The organism is Bacillota bacterium (assembly GCA_013178415.1).
In the GTDB taxonomy this organism is placed as follows: Bacteria; Bacillota; SHA-98; order Ch115; family Ch115; genus Ch115.
In genome coordinates this window covers 1-17,409 of sequence record JABLXA010000022.1, presented here as the reverse complement: position 1 = coordinate 17,409, position 17,409 = coordinate 1, and the positions used below count along the sequence as shown (strand labels likewise).

General features: G+C 51.5%; 15 protein-coding genes and 2 pseudogenes. 9 read left to right on the top strand and 8 right to left on the bottom strand.

From position 1 onward, the window contains the following. Positions 1 to 28: 28 nt before the first annotated feature. Entirely contained in the window at positions 29 to 1,129 is a 1,101-nt protein-coding gene (gene carA, locus HPY52_14255) for a glutamine-hydrolyzing carbamoyl-phosphate synthase small subunit (GenBank protein ID NPV81410.1), read from the top strand. Continuing rightward, on the top strand, positions 1,122 to 4,421 hold the full coding sequence (gene carB / locus HPY52_14250; GenBank protein ID NPV81409.1) for a carbamoyl-phosphate synthase large subunit: 3,300 nt from the start codon (positions 1,122 to 1,124) through the stop codon (positions 4,419 to 4,421). The genes carA and carB overlap by 8 nt, the downstream gene beginning before the upstream one ends. 63 nt (positions 4,422 to 4,484) lie before the next feature. Here the strand turns inward: carB and HPY52_14245 are convergent, their stop codons facing one another. From HPY52_14245 to HPY52_14235, 3 genes are all read right to left on the bottom strand, one after another. After that, on the bottom strand, positions 4,485 to 5,039 hold the full coding sequence (locus HPY52_14245; protein NPV81408.1) for a phosphatase PAP2 family protein: 555 nt from the start codon (positions 5,037 to 5,039) through the stop codon (positions 4,485 to 4,487). 117 nt (positions 5,040 to 5,156) lie between these two features. Next, entirely contained in the window at positions 5,157 to 5,480 is a 324-nt protein-coding gene (locus HPY52_14240; GenBank protein ID NPV81407.1) for an AzlD domain-containing protein, read from the bottom strand. Next, on the bottom strand, positions 5,459 to 6,193 hold the full coding sequence (locus HPY52_14235) for an AzlC family ABC transporter permease (protein ID NPV81406.1): 735 nt from the start codon (positions 6,191 to 6,193) through the stop codon (positions 5,459 to 5,461). Before HPY52_14235 ends, HPY52_14240 begins: the two co-directional genes overlap by 22 nt. Positions 6,194 to 6,352: 159 nt before the next feature. On the opposite strand from HPY52_14235, the gene HPY52_14230 reads away from it, so the two are divergent. Next, positions 6,353 to 7,762 carry an MFS transporter gene (locus HPY52_14230; GenBank protein NPV81405.1) on the top strand — a complete coding sequence of 470 codons (1,410 nt, stop codon included), beginning with the start codon at positions 6,353 to 6,355 and terminating at the stop codon, positions 7,760 to 7,762. Positions 7,763 to 7,803: 41 nt separating this feature from the next. Here HPY52_14230 and HPY52_14225 read toward each other — a convergent pair whose 3' ends face one another. The 4 genes and pseudogenes from HPY52_14225 to HPY52_14210 all read right to left on the bottom strand — a co-directional run bounded on the left by HPY52_14225 (position 7,804) and on the right by HPY52_14210 (position 9,798). Next, entirely contained in the window at positions 7,804 to 8,538 is a 735-nt protein-coding gene (locus HPY52_14225; protein ID NPV81404.1) for an ABC transporter permease, read from the bottom strand. 70 nt (positions 8,539 to 8,608) lie between these two features. Next, positions 8,609 to 9,051: pseudogene (locus HPY52_14220) on the bottom strand (hypothetical protein). Next, a complete protein-coding gene (locus HPY52_14215; protein ID NPV81403.1) occupies positions 9,026 to 9,193 on the bottom strand; it encodes a hypothetical protein in 168 nt (55 codons plus the stop codon). Before HPY52_14215 ends, HPY52_14220 begins: the two are co-directional and overlap by 26 nt. Positions 9,194 to 9,684: 491 nt before the next feature. Beyond that, a pseudogene (locus HPY52_14210) lies at positions 9,685 to 9,798 on the bottom strand (hypothetical protein). Positions 9,799 to 10,161: 363 nt separating this feature from the next. On the opposite strand from HPY52_14210, the gene HPY52_14205 reads away from it, so the two are divergent. From HPY52_14205 to HPY52_14190, 4 genes are all read left to right on the top strand, one after another. Then, on the top strand, positions 10,162 to 10,494 hold the full coding sequence (locus HPY52_14205) for a hypothetical protein (protein ID NPV81402.1): 333 nt from the start codon (positions 10,162 to 10,164) through the stop codon (positions 10,492 to 10,494). Between the two features lie 383 nt (positions 10,495 to 10,877). Next, positions 10,878 to 11,603: a response regulator transcription factor gene (locus tag HPY52_14200; protein ID NPV81401.1), complete on the top strand. Its 726-nt coding sequence runs from the start codon at positions 10,878 to 10,880 to the stop codon at positions 11,601 to 11,603. After that, positions 11,600 to 13,042, top strand: coding sequence for a HAMP domain-containing protein (locus HPY52_14195; protein ID NPV81400.1), 1,443 nt, complete (start codon positions 11,600 to 11,602; stop codon positions 13,040 to 13,042). Before HPY52_14200 ends, HPY52_14195 begins: the two co-directional genes overlap by 4 nt. Further along, on the top strand, positions 13,023 to 13,574 hold the full coding sequence (locus HPY52_14190; protein ID NPV81399.1) for a phosphatase PAP2 family protein: 552 nt from the start codon (positions 13,023 to 13,025) through the stop codon (positions 13,572 to 13,574). The genes HPY52_14195 and HPY52_14190 overlap by 20 nt, the downstream gene beginning before the upstream one ends. Here the strand turns inward: HPY52_14190 and HPY52_14185 are convergent. After that, on the bottom strand, positions 13,562 to 14,617 hold the full coding sequence (locus HPY52_14185) for a polysaccharide deacetylase family protein (protein NPV81398.1): 1,056 nt from the start codon (positions 14,615 to 14,617) through the stop codon (positions 13,562 to 13,564). The two genes, HPY52_14190 and HPY52_14185, sit on opposite strands and share 13 nt — an antisense overlap. A gap of 269 nt (positions 14,618 to 14,886) precedes the next feature. Between HPY52_14185 and HPY52_14180 the strand changes: the two genes are divergently transcribed. Next, positions 14,887 to 16,365 (top strand): Mur ligase family protein, encoded by a 1,479-nt coding sequence (locus HPY52_14180; protein ID NPV81397.1) that lies wholly within the window; start codon positions 14,887 to 14,889, stop codon positions 16,363 to 16,365. A gap of 57 nt (positions 16,366 to 16,422) precedes the next feature. After that, positions 16,423 to 16,980 carry a hypothetical protein gene (locus tag HPY52_14175; protein NPV81396.1) on the top strand — a complete coding sequence of 186 codons (558 nt, stop codon included), beginning with the start codon at positions 16,423 to 16,425 and terminating at the stop codon, positions 16,978 to 16,980. The last annotated feature ends 429 nt before the right edge of the window (positions 16,981 to 17,409 follow it).

Genomic DNA, 17,409 nt, shown 5'->3' with positions numbered 1-17,409 from the left:
AGTGGGATAGCCTCAGGAGGGAATGACCATGCGTGCGCTTCTGGCGCTCGAGGACGGATTTGTGCTCGAAGGTAGAGCATTTGCAGGCTCGGGCGAGGTTTACGGCGAAGTAGTATTCAATACAAGCATGACTGGCTATCAGGAGATACTTACCGATCCTTCATATAAAGGGCAGATAGTAACTCTAACCTACCCTTTGATCGGGAATTATGGGACTAATCCGGAGGATATGGAAGCGCCTGCTATCCGGGCCGAGGCTCTCATAGTGCGGGAATACAGCCCTTACCCACATAATTTCAGGTGCAGGGCTACCCTCGCAGACTTCATCGAATCTAGCGGCGCTCTGGGCGTGGAGGGAATTGACACGCGCGCCTTGACAAAACACATACGTGAACTTGGCGCCATGAAGGGCGTGCTCTCTACCATCGATCTCGATCCCGGGAGTCTGGTGGAAAAAGCTAGAAACTCTCCGGGATTAGTGGGCCGTGATCTCGTGAAATATGTGACATCCGACAGAATGTATATCTGGGACGAAGGCGGCGAATCCGAATTCACAGTCGTGGCCATGGACTTCGGAGTAAAGCTCAACATTTTGAGAATGCTGAAATCCGCAGGATGCAGGGTCATAGTGGTCCCTGCAGGAACAACTGCCAGCGAGGTCTTATCATTGAACCCTGATGGGATCTTTCTTTCCAATGGCCCCGGCGATCCAGCAGCTCTCTCAGGCATCGTAGAAGAAGTGAGGAAACTCCTTGGTAAGAAGCCCATTTTTGGCATCTGCCTCGGGCATCAGATATTAGGCAGAGCCCTGGGTCTTGATACCTTCAAGTTGAAGTTCGGGCACCGGGGCGGTAACCAGCCAGTAAAGGACCTTAAAACGGGAAGGGTTGAAATCACCGCGCAAAACCACGGTTTCTGCGTGGAAATACCCGATGGCGGGGGCCCCGGGGACCTGGAGGTCACCCATATCAACCTCAATGATGGGACCCTGGAAGGAATGGAAAGCCGCGAACTCCGGTTCTTTTCTGTGCAATACCATCCAGAAGCCTCGCCCGGGCCCCATGATTCTCGATACCTTTTTGAGAGATTCGCTTCTCTGATGCGTGGGGAGGTGGCAGACTGTGCCTAAGCGGACTGATATCAAGAAGATTCTCATTATAGGTTCGGGGCCCATCATTATAGGACAGGCCTGCGAATTCGATTATTCTGGTTCTCAAGCATGTAAAGCATTGAGAGAGGAAGGTTATGAGGTCATTCTCATAAATAGTAATCCTGCTACCATCATGACTGATCCAGATATGGCCGACAAAACCTATATCGAGCCGATCACCCCTGAAATGGTTGAGAAGATAATCGAGCGTGACCGGCCCTGCGCGCTCCTGCCGACCCTCGGAGGCCAAACCGGCTTAAATGTAGCCACAGAGCTTGTAAGGCGGGGTATCCTCGAGAAATATGGCGTGAAACTCATCGGCGCAAGCTTCGACGCCATTGAAAAGGCCGAAAAACGTGAGCTTTTCAAAGCCGCCATGGAAAGGATCGGTCTTGAAAACGCGCGAAGCGCCCTTGTCCATTCGGTAGAGGAAGCCATTTCGTTCGCCGGTGAAGCAGGTTTTCCCCTTATAATAAGGCCGTCCTATACTCTGGGTGGGACCGGAGGCGGAATCGCCTATAATGTGGATGAACTAAGAGATATAGTTCAAGCGGGCCTTGACGCCAGCCCCATTTGCGAGGTGCTGGTCGAGGAATCCCTTATAGGCTGGAAGGAATATGAGCTCGAGGTAATGAGAGATCGCAAAGACAATGTGGTGATCATCTGTTCCATTGAGAATTTCGATCCGATGGGAGTGCATACAGGCGACAGCATAACAGTCGCTCCTGCCCAGACGCTTACAGATAAAGAATACCAGCTCATGCGGGATGCGGCTATTGCCATCATCCGGGAAATAGGCGTTGAAACCGGTGGTTCAAACATCCAGTTTGCGGTCCACCCCGAGACAGGAAGAATGATCGTAGTGGAGATGAACCCAAGGGTTTCGAGATCCTCAGCCTTGGCTTCAAAGGCCACCGGGTTTCCCATTGCCAAGATCGCGGCGAAACTCGCTATAGGATACACCCTGGACGAAATACCCAATGACATCACAAAAAAGACACCTGCCTGCTTTGAGCCCACAATAGATTACTGTGTGGTGAAGATACCCAGGTGGGACTTCGCCAAGTTCCCTGGTGTTGATGCCACGCTAACCACGCAAATGAAATCAGTGGGAGAAGTCATGGCGATCGGGCGTACATTCAAAGAGGCACTGCAGAAGGCTATCCGTTCCCTGGAGGAAGGCCGTTTTGGGCTAGGAAAAGATGGGAAGGACATATTGGCTTTTGATCCCCCTGTGGGAAAGGGTAATTCAATAATACAGAAGGATGAGGAAATACAGAAGGATCTGATAAACCATCTTGTCCACCCAAATGCCGAAAGATTGTTCTACATACGGTATGCCTTACGTCTGGGCATGACTGTCGACAGGATCTATGAGCTCACAAAGATAGACAAATGGTTCCTCTACAATATCAAGCAGATTGTGGACATGGAGAAAAGACTTGAGGAAACCATAAATAATCAAGACATTTCTCTCTGGGATCCCGCATTGATCCGCGAGGCCAAGCGATATGGGTTCTCAGATCGCCAGCTTGCCTTCATTTCCGGCAAAACGGAGGCAGAGGTCAGGACTTATCGCAAGTCCCATGGCATAGAAGCCGTATTCAAGCTCGTGGATACCTGCGCAGCGGAATTCGAGGCTCATACCCCTTACTACTATTCCACCTATGAATACGAAGATGAATTCCGCCCCTCTTCCAGGCGTAAGGTCATGATCCTTGGTGGCGGTCCCAACCGCATCGGTCAGGGCATAGAATTCGATTATTGCTGCGTCCAGGCCGCGTTTGCCCTGAAAGAAGAGGGTTGTGAGGTCATAATGGTGAATTGTAATCCCGAGACTGTGAGTACCGACTATGATACCTCGGATAAGCTGTATTTTGAGCCGCTGACACTCGAGGATGTATTAAATATCTATGACAAGGAAAAGCCCGAGGGCATCATTGTTCAGTTCGGTGGCCAGACTCCTCTGAGACTCAGCCAGCCACTGGCGGCTCTAGGCGTTCCCATCCTGGGGACATCTCCGAGCATGATCGACCTTGCCGAAGACCGCGAGAAGTTTGCCGGGATAGTCAGGCGCCTCGACCTCCTTCAGCCGGAAAACGGCTCAGGACGTTCGGTAGAGGAAGCCAAGGCCGTAGCCAGGAGGATAGGCTATCCAGTGCTGGTGAGGCCATCATATGTTTTGGGAGGCCGCGCCATGGAGATAGTCTATGATGAGCCTTCGCTCGAGGACTATATGAGCCGGGCTGTCCAGGTATCGCCAGAATATCCGGTGCTGGTAGACAAATTCATCGAAGGGGCTACTGAAGTAGATGTGGATGCCATTTCGGACGGGGAAATCACAGTGATAGGCGGCATCATGGAACACATAGAGTATGCTGGCATCCATTCAGGTGACAGCTGCTGCAGCCTGCCTGCCTTCAGCCTGGCCCCAGCCATAGTCGAGCGTATCAGGCGAATAACTCAGCTTCTTGCAGAGGCTCTCAATGTCTGCGGGCTCATAAACATCCAGTTCGCGGTGAAGGGGAATGATGTCTATATCCTCGAGGTAAACCCGCGTGCCTCCCGCACGGTGCCTTTCGTAAGCAAGGCCATTGGGGTCCAGCTACCTCGCCTTGCTACAAAGGTGATGCTCGGGAAGTCCCTCCGCGAGCTGGGATTTACACAGGAGGTAACCCCTGAATATGTGGCAGTGAAAGAAGCTGTGCTGCCTTTCATCAAATTCCCGGGAGTAGATATAATCCTAGGGCCTGAGATGCGTTCTACTGGAGAAGTCATGGGCATAGACTATAGCTTCGGCGCAGCCTTCGCAAAATCTCAGATCGCCGCAGGAGTCCCGCTTCCTTCCCAGGGTTCAATCCTCATCACGGTAGCAGATAAGGATAAAAGGGACATTTTGCCTGTAGCAAGAGCAATCCATGAGCTCGGATTTACCATACTGGCTACGAAGGGAACCTTGGGCGCCCTGGAAGCACATGGCATCCCCGCAACCCTGGTGAATAAGATTGGAGAGGGCAGGCCCAATATACTTGATCATATCAGGAATGGGGAGATTCAACTCATAATAAATACCCCCGTGGGGAAAGGCCCCAAATATGATGAATACAAAATGCGAAGGCTTGGCATCCTGAATGGAGTGCCTATCATTACAACGATACAGGGGGCCCTGGCAGCGGTAGAAGGCATCCGGGCACAGCGAAAGGCCGGTTTCCAGGTCAAGAGCATCCAGGAATTCTATTCTGGCGAATCCCATGCCCTGCATTTAGCATGAATCGGGACTCAAGCCAGATAGTATTAGCCAAGGCCGCCGAGAGGATTATCCACTCCCAATTGATCAAAACGCCAACGCAATAGCCAGGCCAGGGCTCTCGCCTATGATGGCGGGAGCAATGGATGCCCCGTGGGGTTGATATCCTGTGGTGAGGATCCAGTTCGCCCCGATGCCAATGGCCGCGCCTGCCAGCACATCCCCAGGCCAGTGGTTATTGGAAGTTATCCTGCTAATGCCCACCACCGTCGCGAGCATATACGCAGGCCCGCCGTATCTCCATCCATATCGACGATGCAGGAAAGCGGCCCCAGCAAAGGCTGACGCAGTGTGCCCCGATGGAAATGAGAATTCGCCGCCATTGGGACGCCGGCTGTCAATAGTGAGTTTCAGAGCGCCTGTGACGAACTGGGCAAGCGCGAATGCCTTGATGAATTGCGCAGTCCCATCATCATCTCCATGAGCGTAGGTCATGATGAGAGCCGCAGCCGGGAGAACGACCTGGCCTGCATCTCCCACCGGCTCAAGCGGGTCTCGCCCCTGCGCCCATGTGCCCGGGGCCGGGAGGAAAATCACCATTGCGATCAAGACAGCCATAGCAAAAGATCTCCATCTATTCATTAGGGGTTCTCCTTTCGCGGCTCTAGCTCATAGATTGATCATGCCTATGGAGCGCCAAGGTGATTATGCCTGTCGCGCCGATTTGGCGCTCCATTTCAGATTGAGCCGACATGATGATCAACAGAATCTCTGCAAGAAAACCATGATGGCCACGCCAATCGCAACAGACACCGCAAGGCTCTTGGTCTTTACGGCGACAAGTATGGTGGGAATGGCGGCTATAAGGTAATTATTATGTAGGCCCAGATCAATATGCTGGTGAGGCATAAGAATGCCCGGCGCAAGTAGCGCTGCAAGCACAGCGCTGGGAACGAACCCCAACCATTGTACAGCCCAACCAGGCATCTTTGACCTGCTTAGAGCTATAAGTGGCAGAGCCCGCGGAATGTATGTAACTGCAAACATTCCCGCGATCATTATCAGGAATTTCGCTTCGTCCATTTATCCAGCAACACCCCCAAGGTGGCACTGACCAATGTGGCTATGATTATGTTCCAGCTGCTCCAGCCCGTCATCAAAACCCCCAGAGAAATAAGAGCTGATGATAGCGCTACAATGATCGTAATCCTGTTTTTCAGTTGCGGGATGAGAAGAGCGATAAACATGGCAGGCAACGCAAAATCGAAGCCAAGGTTTGACGCATTCCCAACAATAGAAGAAACAGATGCCCCGGCTAGTGAAGCAATAGCCCAGGAGAGATAAGATGCCAGATGCAGACTCAGAACCATCGGAAATCGTGGTTCCTCCTGTGAGTACCGGCCGATTCCTGCAGCATAGGTCTCATCGGTAATTCCAAACGAAAGCGCTGCTAAAGCTGGTATGGAAAAACGACGGAGATAAGTTACCAAGGAGACGCTGAAAAGCAGATGTCTCAAATTCACCAGAAAAGTCGTCGAAATGATGGCGAGTGGACTAGAGCCTGAAGTAAGCATGGCAATAGCGATGAATTGAGACGATCCTGCATATACTGCAAGAGACATGGCAGTCGCCTGCGTCACTGATAACCCTGCCTGGCGGGCCAGCACTCCATACGCGAACCCTATTGGAATATAACCCAACATAATGGGTATGGCCGTCCTGATCCCCGCAAAGAATTCGCCGGCAGCGCTCCTGGTTAGAATTGTGGATGAAAAAATCGATGACAGTGGCCTCATATTAACTTGATTTTACCGCAGCCAGGCTAATAAAGGAATAGCCCTTTCATATCCTCGTATACTCGTCAAGAGACTTTTCCGACCCTCCCCTTGTGTGCTATACTGGTAGCGATATTTTCTCCATTTGGCGAATGCGAGGTAATGGCCATGGCCTTTCATATGCAAATTGATTGGCAACAGGAATATGGGAATCGTTGGCGCATCCTGGCCGCCATTTTAATCGGAGGTATCATGGGGCCTATCGACGCCAGTGTAGTTAATATTGCCTTCCCGACCATAGCAAGTGCCTTTCATGTGCAACCCAGCACGGTTGGCTGGGTGTCCATGGCTTATCTTCTTGCGCTAAGCAGCCTGCTCCTTTCCTTCGGACGACTGGGGGACATGTTTGGCTTCAAAAGGCTGTATATAAATGGATTACTTCTATTTACCATCTCCTCGATCGCCTGCGGGGCTGCTCCAAATCTTGGCGCATTGGTGGCATTCAGGGCTATTCAGGCAATAGGGGCCGGAATGACCATGGCCACAGCCCCTGCCATAATCACGGCAGTTTTTCCTCCTGCGGAACGAGGAAGGGCGCTCGGCATGAATGGCATGTCGGTTGCTCTGGGGCTTGCCCTTGGGCCGAGCCTCGGGGGATTATTGGTGAGCAGCCTTGGATGGCGGTCGATCTTTTACATTAATGTGCCTGTCGGCCTGATTGCCTGTATTTTGAGCCAGAATCTAATTCCCGATGTCAAAACCGGAAAAGTTTCCCATTCATTTGACTGGCCTGGATCACTCCTGGCCGCCCTTTCGCTGACCTCGCTATTAGTGTTTGTTAGCAGAGGCCAGGCTATGGGTTGGTCCTGGCCGGTCCTGTTTGTGGGCGGGACTGCGGTCGTATCTGGGATCTCATTCATTTATGCGGAGAAGAGCAGGCCAGAACCCATGCTGGACCTCAGCCTTTTCAATAATAGGATCTTCTCTACGGCTAATGTAGCTGCATTGCTGAATTTCATGACGCAATATGTTGTCGTTTTCTCCACCCCTTTCTTGCTGCAAAGGGCGCTGGATTTCCCCGCGGCGCGCGCGGGCATTGTCATGACGGCTTTCCCCCTAACCGTGCTGTTGATCGCGCCAATTGCAGGGATTCTCTCTGACAGGATTGGGCATAGAATACCAGCCTTCCTGGGGTCCTCACTATGTACACTTGCCGCGCTTGCCCTTGTTTCCATCAATACAGGCGCGAGAGGCTTTGACATAGCCTGGCGATTATCTCTATTTGGGCTGGGGACGGGCCTTTTTCAGTCCCCGAACAATAGTGCAGTCATGGGCTCAGTTCCTCGAGACCGCCTGGGCACAGCAGGAGGAGTGCTGGCTACCACTCGTAACGTGGGCATGGTAGCCGGCATCGCCATCGCCGGAGCCATTTTCGCATGGAGGGAATCTCTTCAGGTTGCCACCGGACGGGAGATACCATTTCTTATCGCCATCAAGAATGCCTATCTCGCCGCCGGTGTCCTTTCCGGTCTTGCCACTATTACTTGCCTTGTGCTCTTTACCGCGAGGATGAGGAGTAAGCCATTATGACAGGAACAGGTCGTCCTGAGCCGGAGCGAGCTGCGGGGAACTCAGGTAACCACCCTTGGATACATAAGCGCGCTTATCACAGTCACCGCCAAACATGCCACGGCCAAAACGCAAATGTCCAGAGGCAGGCGAGTGAGATCCCCCACCACGAGAAGACTCCGGAGAGCTTCGACGATATAGCTCAAAGGGTTTGCAACTGATATAAATCGAAGCCATAATGGCATGATGCTGATTGGGTATAGCGCATTAGACGCAAAGAAGAGCGGCATCGTTATGATCTGTCCCATTCCCATGAATCTTTCTCGGGTCTTGACGATTGAGGCAATGATCATAGAGAATCCTGCAAAGAAGCCTGCGCCCAGCATGATCACCAGGATTACACCCAATACCCGCAAGAAGGTCACATGAAGATGAACCTGGAGAATGGCAGCAACAAAAAGAACGATAATAGCCTGGCTTATCCCCCTTATGCCTGCGGAGATCATCTTGCCAAGCACCAGCGCCTCGCGGGGCGTGGGAGTGACGAGGAATTTCTGAAGCACCCCCATATCGCGCTCCCATATGATAGACAGTCCATAAAAGATGGAGATAAAAACGACAGACTGCGCCAGAATTCCCGGGGTCATAAACTGTAGATATGTGAATCCCCCGGTGGGCACGGCGCGGATCCTGCTCATCGCCTGGCCAAAGATGGTAAGCCACAGGATTGGCTGCACGGCCCGCGTTATGAGCTCGGTAGGATCATGCCTCAACTTGCGGACCTCCATTTCCGCCATGGCATAAGACTTCAAAATTATGGAGCCGATGCCCTTCAAGAAACTCCCAGCCTGTTTGTCCCCGGATTCCTCAACCCAACCTGCGAGCTGTCCTTCTGGTTCTGATGGTATCACGCAAAGTCCCTCCTGATTCTATGGTTGTCCCGGTAAAATAGGCAAAAGCGTCTTCAAGAGTCGCATTTTCCCTACCAGTTTGCCTCTTGAGTTCTTCCGGGGTCCCAATGGCTGAAATCCGCCCCAGATGCATAATGACAAGCCTGCTGCACATGCTCTCTGCTTCATCCATATAATGGGTTGTCAGGAGGATCGTTGTGTTATAAGTCTCGCGAAGGCTCCTTATGTGATTCCAAACATTTCGGCGTGCTACAGGATCGAGGCCAACGTCTTTCCTGCGCCATTGGGCCCCACCAATCCAAACACTTCGCCCTGGTCCACCCCAAACGATATGCCATCTACGGCCTTATGGGCGCCAAAAATCTTGGTCAGGTCAATGGTCTCGATCATCTGTCTCATGTATAGTCGCCTCGCTTTCTGCATCTTCCCGGCGCCCTGCAAAGCGGGTAATCTTTTGTATAAGACCTGTGAGAATCCGTTTCTCATCAGGATCTAAGGGAGCCAGAAGCTCAATGAGCGCGTTGAGTCGCACTGTTTCCAATTCATGAAGGGAGGCCTTCCCGGCGGACGTCAGGCTAAGGGTGACAACTTCCCCACACCACCATTCGAAGCCATCACGTGATGTACATCACGCGTCTGAGCCAATACCTGATGTACATCACTTGCCGGCCAAGGTGATAAAATATTTGCCACCCGGCGGCAAGTGGTCATCTATCTGGCCCTTAATAGTAAAGCATTACCAAGATTTCCGGCTTCATTTACCTACGAAAGCTACATACACCCGTTGCTAGATATGAAATCTCCCAAATCAAGTTGTGCTTATGAGTCTCAACTGTAAAAACCACCGCAGTGCTGATCACAACATTGAAAATCGATCCTCCGAAACCATAAAAGTAGGCCTACATTGAGACTGGCCTCTTTAAGCGCCCTGGCCGAGGATGCCAGGTCCCTCATGACTTTTTCAGCGCCATTTGCCCCATCGAATATCTCACTTAGCGCATTCCCGGCTTCTTGAGCTACAAGAGTCCCGGCCTCAACCTCAAGTTTCCGGACTTCGTCAGCGACCACGGCAAACCCCCTGCCATGTTCCCCTGCTCTCGCCGCTTCTATGGCAGCGTTGAGCGCCAGGAGGGTCGTCTGTTCTGCTTCGCTCATGATTTTCGACACCGCTCGGATGCTGTCCAATGGCTTGAAAATAGGTCCGTCCGCCGGAGGCATTTCCATTTCTCTGGTGGTGACGCCTCAGCGGCATGGGGGTCTACCCTGAAAAGAGGCTATGCGTGGCACGAAACTTCTACTTTGCAGTCATTATAGGGTGGGAGACGAATCTGGCGCTTCAGCGTAGATTAGAAAATTCTAATGCAGTTCTCATGGATTTTTCACTATGTGCGGATAGACTTAAAAGCAGTCGGGGGAATGATCCAAAATCTAAGAGCAGGAGGTATACATAATGCTCAACGATGTGAGGATAAAATCCCCGGCGTCGATAATTTCATGGAGGTGACATCTATGTCACGGAAGGTAAAAGCAATAGGGATACTCCTGGTGTTTTGCGTTGCGCTCTCTATCTCGCTTCTTGCATATGCAAAAGCAGGGACCAGCGCCTCCGATGCGGGGAGCCCGGCCCAACAGGGAGCCCCAGTAGTCTCTGCCCCAACCCAGGCCCCTGCTCCAACCCAGATGGCATCCGGCCAATCTCAGGCAGGAGCCGATGATGAGAAGGTAGCTGCCGAGAAAGAGAATGAATCAGAATCTGAAGAGGCCTCGGGCCAGGATCCAATAGAAGCTCCTGGCACGCCTGGATATGAAGAGGGGAATTTCGACGGACAGCATGAGTTCTAATCCTACCGAAACAATTGCGCCCTGGATAAGTGAGGGTGCAAAATCCGCTACACTTTGAAGGCAGATGGTTAATGGCACCATACCCCCGGCGCGCCGCGGCATTGATCCAAGGCCAAGCCACTCAAAGGGTATGGGAGGTCCTCCCGGCCGCTTTTAGCCGTGGCCCTACTGCGAGATGCTGATGGAGTATCCACTCCCACCGCCGCATCCGATGGCGAGGGGTACCCATCTTCGCTGCCGCGTGCACGCGTGCACTTCTTTTGCACGCGTGCACCTCTTTGTTGCGTTCTCTGCATCAATCTACTATCCTGTTTATGATAGGCGCCGGATGGCATTTGCAGGGAGAGAGGCGTTAGAAATAGTCAGATCCGGGGGTGACCATGTTGCGGGTTCTCATAGTAGAAGATGAGCCAAAGATCGCAGCTTTCATTAAGCAGGGTCTTGAGGAGGAAGGTTACGCGGTGGATGTGGCCCAAGATGGGGAATCTGCGCTCGATTACGCTGAGAGCGCTCAATATGATCTTCTTATACTGGACATAATGCTGCCGAAAAAAGACGGGATAAGCGTATGCCAGGAATTACGTAAAAGGGGAATCAAGACCCCAATCCTCATGCTCACGGCCAGGGATACAATAGATGATCGTGTTGAAGGGCTTGATGCAGGGGCTGATGATTACCTGGTAAAACCTTTTGCCTTCAGGGAGCTACTTGCGCGTTTACGTGCACTTCTGCGCCGCCCGCGGGAAGTCACGCCAGCGCGCCTACAGGCAGGGGATCTCATACTTGATACCGCGACCCGCCGCGCGGAACGAGGGGGCCGTGTCATCGATCTCACCCTGAGGGAATATGCCTTGCTTGAGCTTCTGATGCGCCATAAAGGTCAGGTTCTGAGTCGCACCCAGATCGCCGAGCATGTATGGAATTTTGACTTTTACAGCGAGTCTAATATCGTTGATGTCTATATTCGCTATCTTCGCCAGAAGATTGACGCTGACTTCCAGCCAAAACTCATTCAGACAGTGCGTGGGGTAGGATACAAAATCGACGACGGAGAAGTAAAAAGGCTTGAAAACAGGATCGAGGAGAAAAGGATCGGAGAGAAAAGATGAGAAATTCCGTGCCCATACGCATTCGTCTTACATTATGGTATGTGCTCCTGGTAGGAGTTACACTTGCAGCATTCGGGGGCTTTTTCTATTTTAATCTCGCAAGAGGACTTTATGCTGAAGTTGACTCGACCCTTCAACTGGTGGCTACGCAGGCCCTCCGCGGCGTTGACAATGAAAACGGAAAACCGTCCTTCCAAAATGCTGATGAACATGGGAATATTGCCAGCCGCATGGAAGGCCGGGGTTTTACCATGCGCCTCACCGACGCCTACGGAAATACATTGGATGGATTCGGTCATTACCCTGTGCTTCCGCGTCCCAATGTCGTGGAGGGCTTCGAGACTAAGCAGATTTCAGGCAGGCCATGGAGGGTATACACCCTTCCCTTACCAGGTGGCTACAATCATGGCTCGGGGCCGAGATACATCCTCCAGGTGGCCGAGCCTCTGGATAGGGTAGAAAATACCCTTAAACGAGTGGGGGCGCTTTTGCTCCTGGGCATCCCGCTGGTCGCGGTTATAGCCACTCTCGGGGGTCTATTTTTGTCAGGTCGGGCGCTCGGTCCCATTGACCGCCTCACAAGACTGGCCCAATCCATAAGCGCAGAGGACCTCACACGGCGGTTGGATATGAAGCTGCCAAATGATGAAGTTGGAAGACTCGCCAGTACATTCAACGACATGCTGGAAAGGCTGGAAGCCGCATTTCGTCGAGAACGCCAATTTACGGCAGACGCGGCCCATGAGCTACGCACCCCTCTTACCATAATGAAAGGTAGTATTGATGTCGCCCTGACAAAGCCGCGAAAAGCGGATGAATACAGAAAAGTCTTGGGGGAACTGGAAATCCAGGTGGATAGGCTGGCTCATCTTTCAGAGAATCTCCTTACCCTGGCGCGAAGCGATATAGGCAAAATAACATTTCATCCCGAGCAGCTGGATATAATGGCGCTGCTGAAGGGGCTGACAGAGCAAATCTGGTCCATTGCTTGTTCAAAGGGCATATCCGTGAACCTCAGCGGACCCGACACTCTCATCCTCACCGGGGATCAGGATCAACTCGTGCGCCTGTTCCTAAACCTCCTTGATAATGCAGTCAAATATACGCCCCATGGTGGGGAAGTGTCCATCACGGTGGGGAGAGATAGCTCGAATGCAGTGATCGCAGTAAAAGACACGGGCCCCGGAATCGGCCCGGAACATATTCCTCACATCTTTGAACGATTTTACCGGGTGGATAAGGCTCGTTCAAGAAGCCAGGGCGGCAGCGGGCTTGGTCTTGCCATAGCAAAAAACATAGTTCAGATTCATGATGGCGTCATAGAAGTGGCGAGCAAACCTGGCGAGGGTAGCACCTTTGTGGTAAAACTCCCTATTAATCCGCACAGCCCGCGCGTGCTGGCAGGAAAGGGGTCGAAAGATGCTTCATCATTACATTGACCTCGCCCTCGGGATGGATTCCCGGCTGCTTACGGCTCTTCGCGCCTATACCCATTGCAGGTTCTTTGACCTAACCATGCCCTGGGTCACCTACCTCGGAGATGGCCTGGTGCTGCTCATCCTGTGCCTTGCGACATACCTTTTGGGAGATAAGCATGGCAAAAACGTGGCTGTCAGCGCAGTCAAGGCACTGATCCTTTCTGGCATAGCTGTTCAAATTGCTAAGCATCTGATTGAAAGGCCCCGGCCTTTCGGCGGTTCATCCGACTCATTCCCTTCCGGCCACGCCGCCGTGCTCTTCGCCCTGGCGCAAGTATACGGACTTGAATATAGAAAGCTCAGGCCATTCTTGCTGGTGCTTGCAGCGATCGCAGGTTTCTCCCGCCTATATGTTGGAATGCACTATCCCATGGATGTCCTGGCAGGCGCGGCCATGGGAATCGCGATAGCAACCGCTCTTTCAGCCCGCGATAAGTCCGTTAGGGAGCAAAAGGAGCATCCCAAAACGACCCATGTCGATCATGGCCTGTGATTTTTCGATTCTGCCGCGTTAACACGGCGCGCAGCCCTTGTAAGGTTCATACGGGCGGATACCGCCTTTATTCTTGCGGTTATATTCAAAAGAGGGGGAGCTGGCGACAATACCTGTATGATCCGCCGGTTGAGTTCTGGGATCGTGATATATGAGTCGCCGGCGGAGATCCTTTTTATGAGCGCAATTCCCCGACCTGGCCTATTTACACCGCTTCTGACCGTATAGAAATATCGGTACCCCACATCGCGGGCGAGCTTTATTACAGTTGAATTATATGCGCCATAGGGAAAACAAAGAGATGTTATCTGTTTATGAAGATGTTCTTCTAAAAGGCTTTTTGCAAGCCATAGATCACACCATACACGCCTTTCATATTCATCCTCGCTCTCCTGCTTCCCAATCTTTGGATCATAGACACGCGATATAAGGACCGGCCGCTTGCGCCCAAGCTTATCGACAGGGGCATAGTAATGTGAGTCGAAGGTATGCGACTCTATAGAAACAAGTCCACTTCTCTCCATTTCCTCCATTTCAGCCCATGAAAGATGTGGAACACTCACTTTCCGGGCTAGGGCGATACCAAAATTTGGAGTATATCCTACAATGACGAAGTCAATGGCAGGAAATCGATACTTCTTGAGAATAGGATAGGCATATTTGTAAAAGCTTTCATATCCATCATCAAAAGTTATGAGAATGGCGTTATTGGGTACCTTGGCCTTCCGGTCCAGAAAATCCTCGAACAGGCTACGGGAGATGGGTTTAAAACCCATTTGTTTGAGATATAACATATGAGCATCAAATAATTCAGGCGGGATGACTCCCCGTCTCTGATGTTGAAAGCCAATCTGGTGGTACATCAAGACAATGACGCGATCGTGGTACCTAGGGGGGAATATATCCGGCATGCCGGGGGAGGCTGTCATGGCTTCATCAGATAGCCTCCTTGCATGGATGTCGGAGGAAAATCCAGCACAAAGAAGTAGCAAGAGAAAGGACAAAACCGCCAATGAATGTGTTAGGGCGTTGAAACGTCTCATTTTTGGATCCCCCTCCAGCCGGTCTGCATTTTTATTATGGTCAGATTTGACAAAATACGATCTAAGACTATAAACGTAAAAGCTAGAGATTAGTTTCCCGCTTGCTCGCCTTAAAATAGTTATTTTGCCCCTTTAATGCTGCTTTAATCTATCCCTGGTAGATTAAGACAGACATAGAGTTATACCCGTATATAGGGGATCATATGATTGGGAATAGCACCAATTGACAGTCTTTGATAGTGGCGAAAACAGCAAGGGAGTCCGTCGATATGCGAATATGGATTGCAATAATCACTGGCAAAATATGCGCATTTGCAAGCAGGTTCTTTGGGCGGGGAGGAGGTTCTTCTCTACCCGGGGCTCTAGCGCGCCGCATAGAACCGCATATACTGAAGCGGCTCCTGGATAAGGCCAATCTAACTTCCATTATCATCACGGGCTCCAATGGGAAGACTACCACCGCCCGGATGATAGCGGAATGCCTGAGGCATCACGGCCTGCGCATCATATGGAATAGATCAGGGGCAAACATGATAAGCGGGATCATATCGGCCGTCATTGAAAAGTGCAGTCTCTTAGGGGAGCTTCATGCGGACGCTGCGGTATTTGAGGTCGATGAGGCCAACCTAAGATATATAATGAGTGATATAAAACCGCTAGTTGTGCTGGTGACCAATTGCTTCAGGGACCAACTCGACCGCTACGGGGAAGTAGATACCGCCCTTGCGCTGATTCGCATGGCGCTCGAGGATGTTCCCGCCGGAAGCACTCTCATATTGAATGCCGACGATCCCCTGGTTGCAAGCCTCGCCACGGCGAGCGTATGCAGCGCCGTATTCTACGGTATCGAGGATCCGGCTGCAGGATCAGCTCCCCATGAAAATGCGCCTTTGGAGTCGGGCCGCCGCACAGACACAGGCGTAGACAGCATCGAACCTAATGACATATCGGAATATAGGCCACAGGACGCACGAAGCTGCACAAACTGCGGAGCATATTATAAATATTCCTCAGTCACCTATGGCCACCTGGGCAAATATCTCTGCCCTGTTTGTGGTCTTTCTCGACCAGTGCCAGATTTTAGCGCTTTCAATATAGAAATGCAAGGAAACCACGGGGCCACTTTTACTGTCGGCTTCAACCGAGGTGGCGAATATGATTTCATAAAGGTATCCCTCAGTCTTCCAGGTCTTTACAATGTCTACAATTGTCTTGCCGCTATTTCATGCTGTCTTGTGCTCGATGTCCCAAGAGAAACCATAGAGAAAGGGATCGCCAGCACGTCTAGCGCTTTCGGCAGGATGGAGAATCTAAAGATCGGAGAGAAGAACATCCTGATCGCGCTTGTAAAGAACCCGGTGGGGTTCAATGAGGTAATCAAGACTATAGCCGCAGAAGGTGCTGGGAAGACCATCGTGGCGTGCCTGAATGACAATTTCGCGGACGGAAGAGATATATCATGGATTTGGGATGTAGATATGGAGCTTCTGGCAAAGAATCCTTCCCTGATAAAGAGCATAATCGCATCAGGCACTAGGGCGGAGGATCTTGCGATCCGGCTCAAATATGCAGGGGTCGATCCAGAGAAGATAATAGTCGAAGGTAGTCTCGGGAAAGCGCTGGAGCTGGGCCTACAAGGATTATTGCCTGGAGAGACGCTCTATATCCTTCCCACATATACAGCCATGCTTGAAATGAGAGAACATATACGGCACAAGGCTCATGCCCGGGAATTCTGGAGGGCATGATATCCGGAAGCCCTGATAATGAAGCGATGGGTAAATGAAGAAATGGGGAATAGCGATATGAAGCTCGTCATATGTCATCTTTATCCTGATCTTATGAATACATATGGCGATAGGGGGAATATACTCACTCTTTGCAAGAGGGCATCCTGGCGGGGAATTGAGATCGAGATACATCCTGTATCTATTGGGGACAAGGTTGATTTCCGCGCCTTCGATCTAATTTTCTTCGGCGGCGGCCAGGACAAGGAGCAGAGACTCGTTTGCCAGGATCTTGTGGCACTGAAGAAGGACTCCCTGATCGATGCCATCGAGAACGGCGTAGTTGTCCTCGCCATATGTGGCGGCTATCAGCTACTTGGCGAGTACTATCGGACCGGAACTGGCGAAAAGCTGCCTGGCGCAGGGGCGCTAGATATCAGGACAGAGGCAGGAAAAGAGAGATTTATCGGGAATGTTGTAATAGAAATGAGTCTGCCCATATATGACTCTTCCACCTTACATTGCGCCTCTGCCCCGAAAATAGCGGCGCCAACTTTGGGGGATTTTCATCCCTATCTCAATGTTTTAAAGTTAGCTCTCTCGATCTCGCCTTCTCTCCATTTTTCAATAGATTAAACCGGCGTAGTCGTCGGGGCTGTGGATATGTGGGCAACGCGAAGCGTTGTCCAAGCGGCTGTGGACCCTGTGGGTAACCCCAAAGGGGTTATCCATAAGTCCACAGCTGCGTCATATCCACAGCCTTCCTTATTTCCTCAAATTCAACGCCTTGGGAGGATCCCCAACCCATATACATACCCTCGGCTTACCCTATCATGTCTCACTGGCTCATGGCCTTACAGTCCTTCGTTCTGCCTTCTGAGGGCGGGTGGGGCATGCTTTACTCTGTTACAGGGTCATTGCCCTAATGGGATGAAACGGCTTCCCCCACCCAAGACGTTAAACCTTTTTCTCTTCTAGGCGGCCTTAAGTTGTGCCTCTCGATAGTGACCTAAAACCTTGGATGGATCATATAACTCTTTTGCTGTAGCCAGCTTGAACATTACT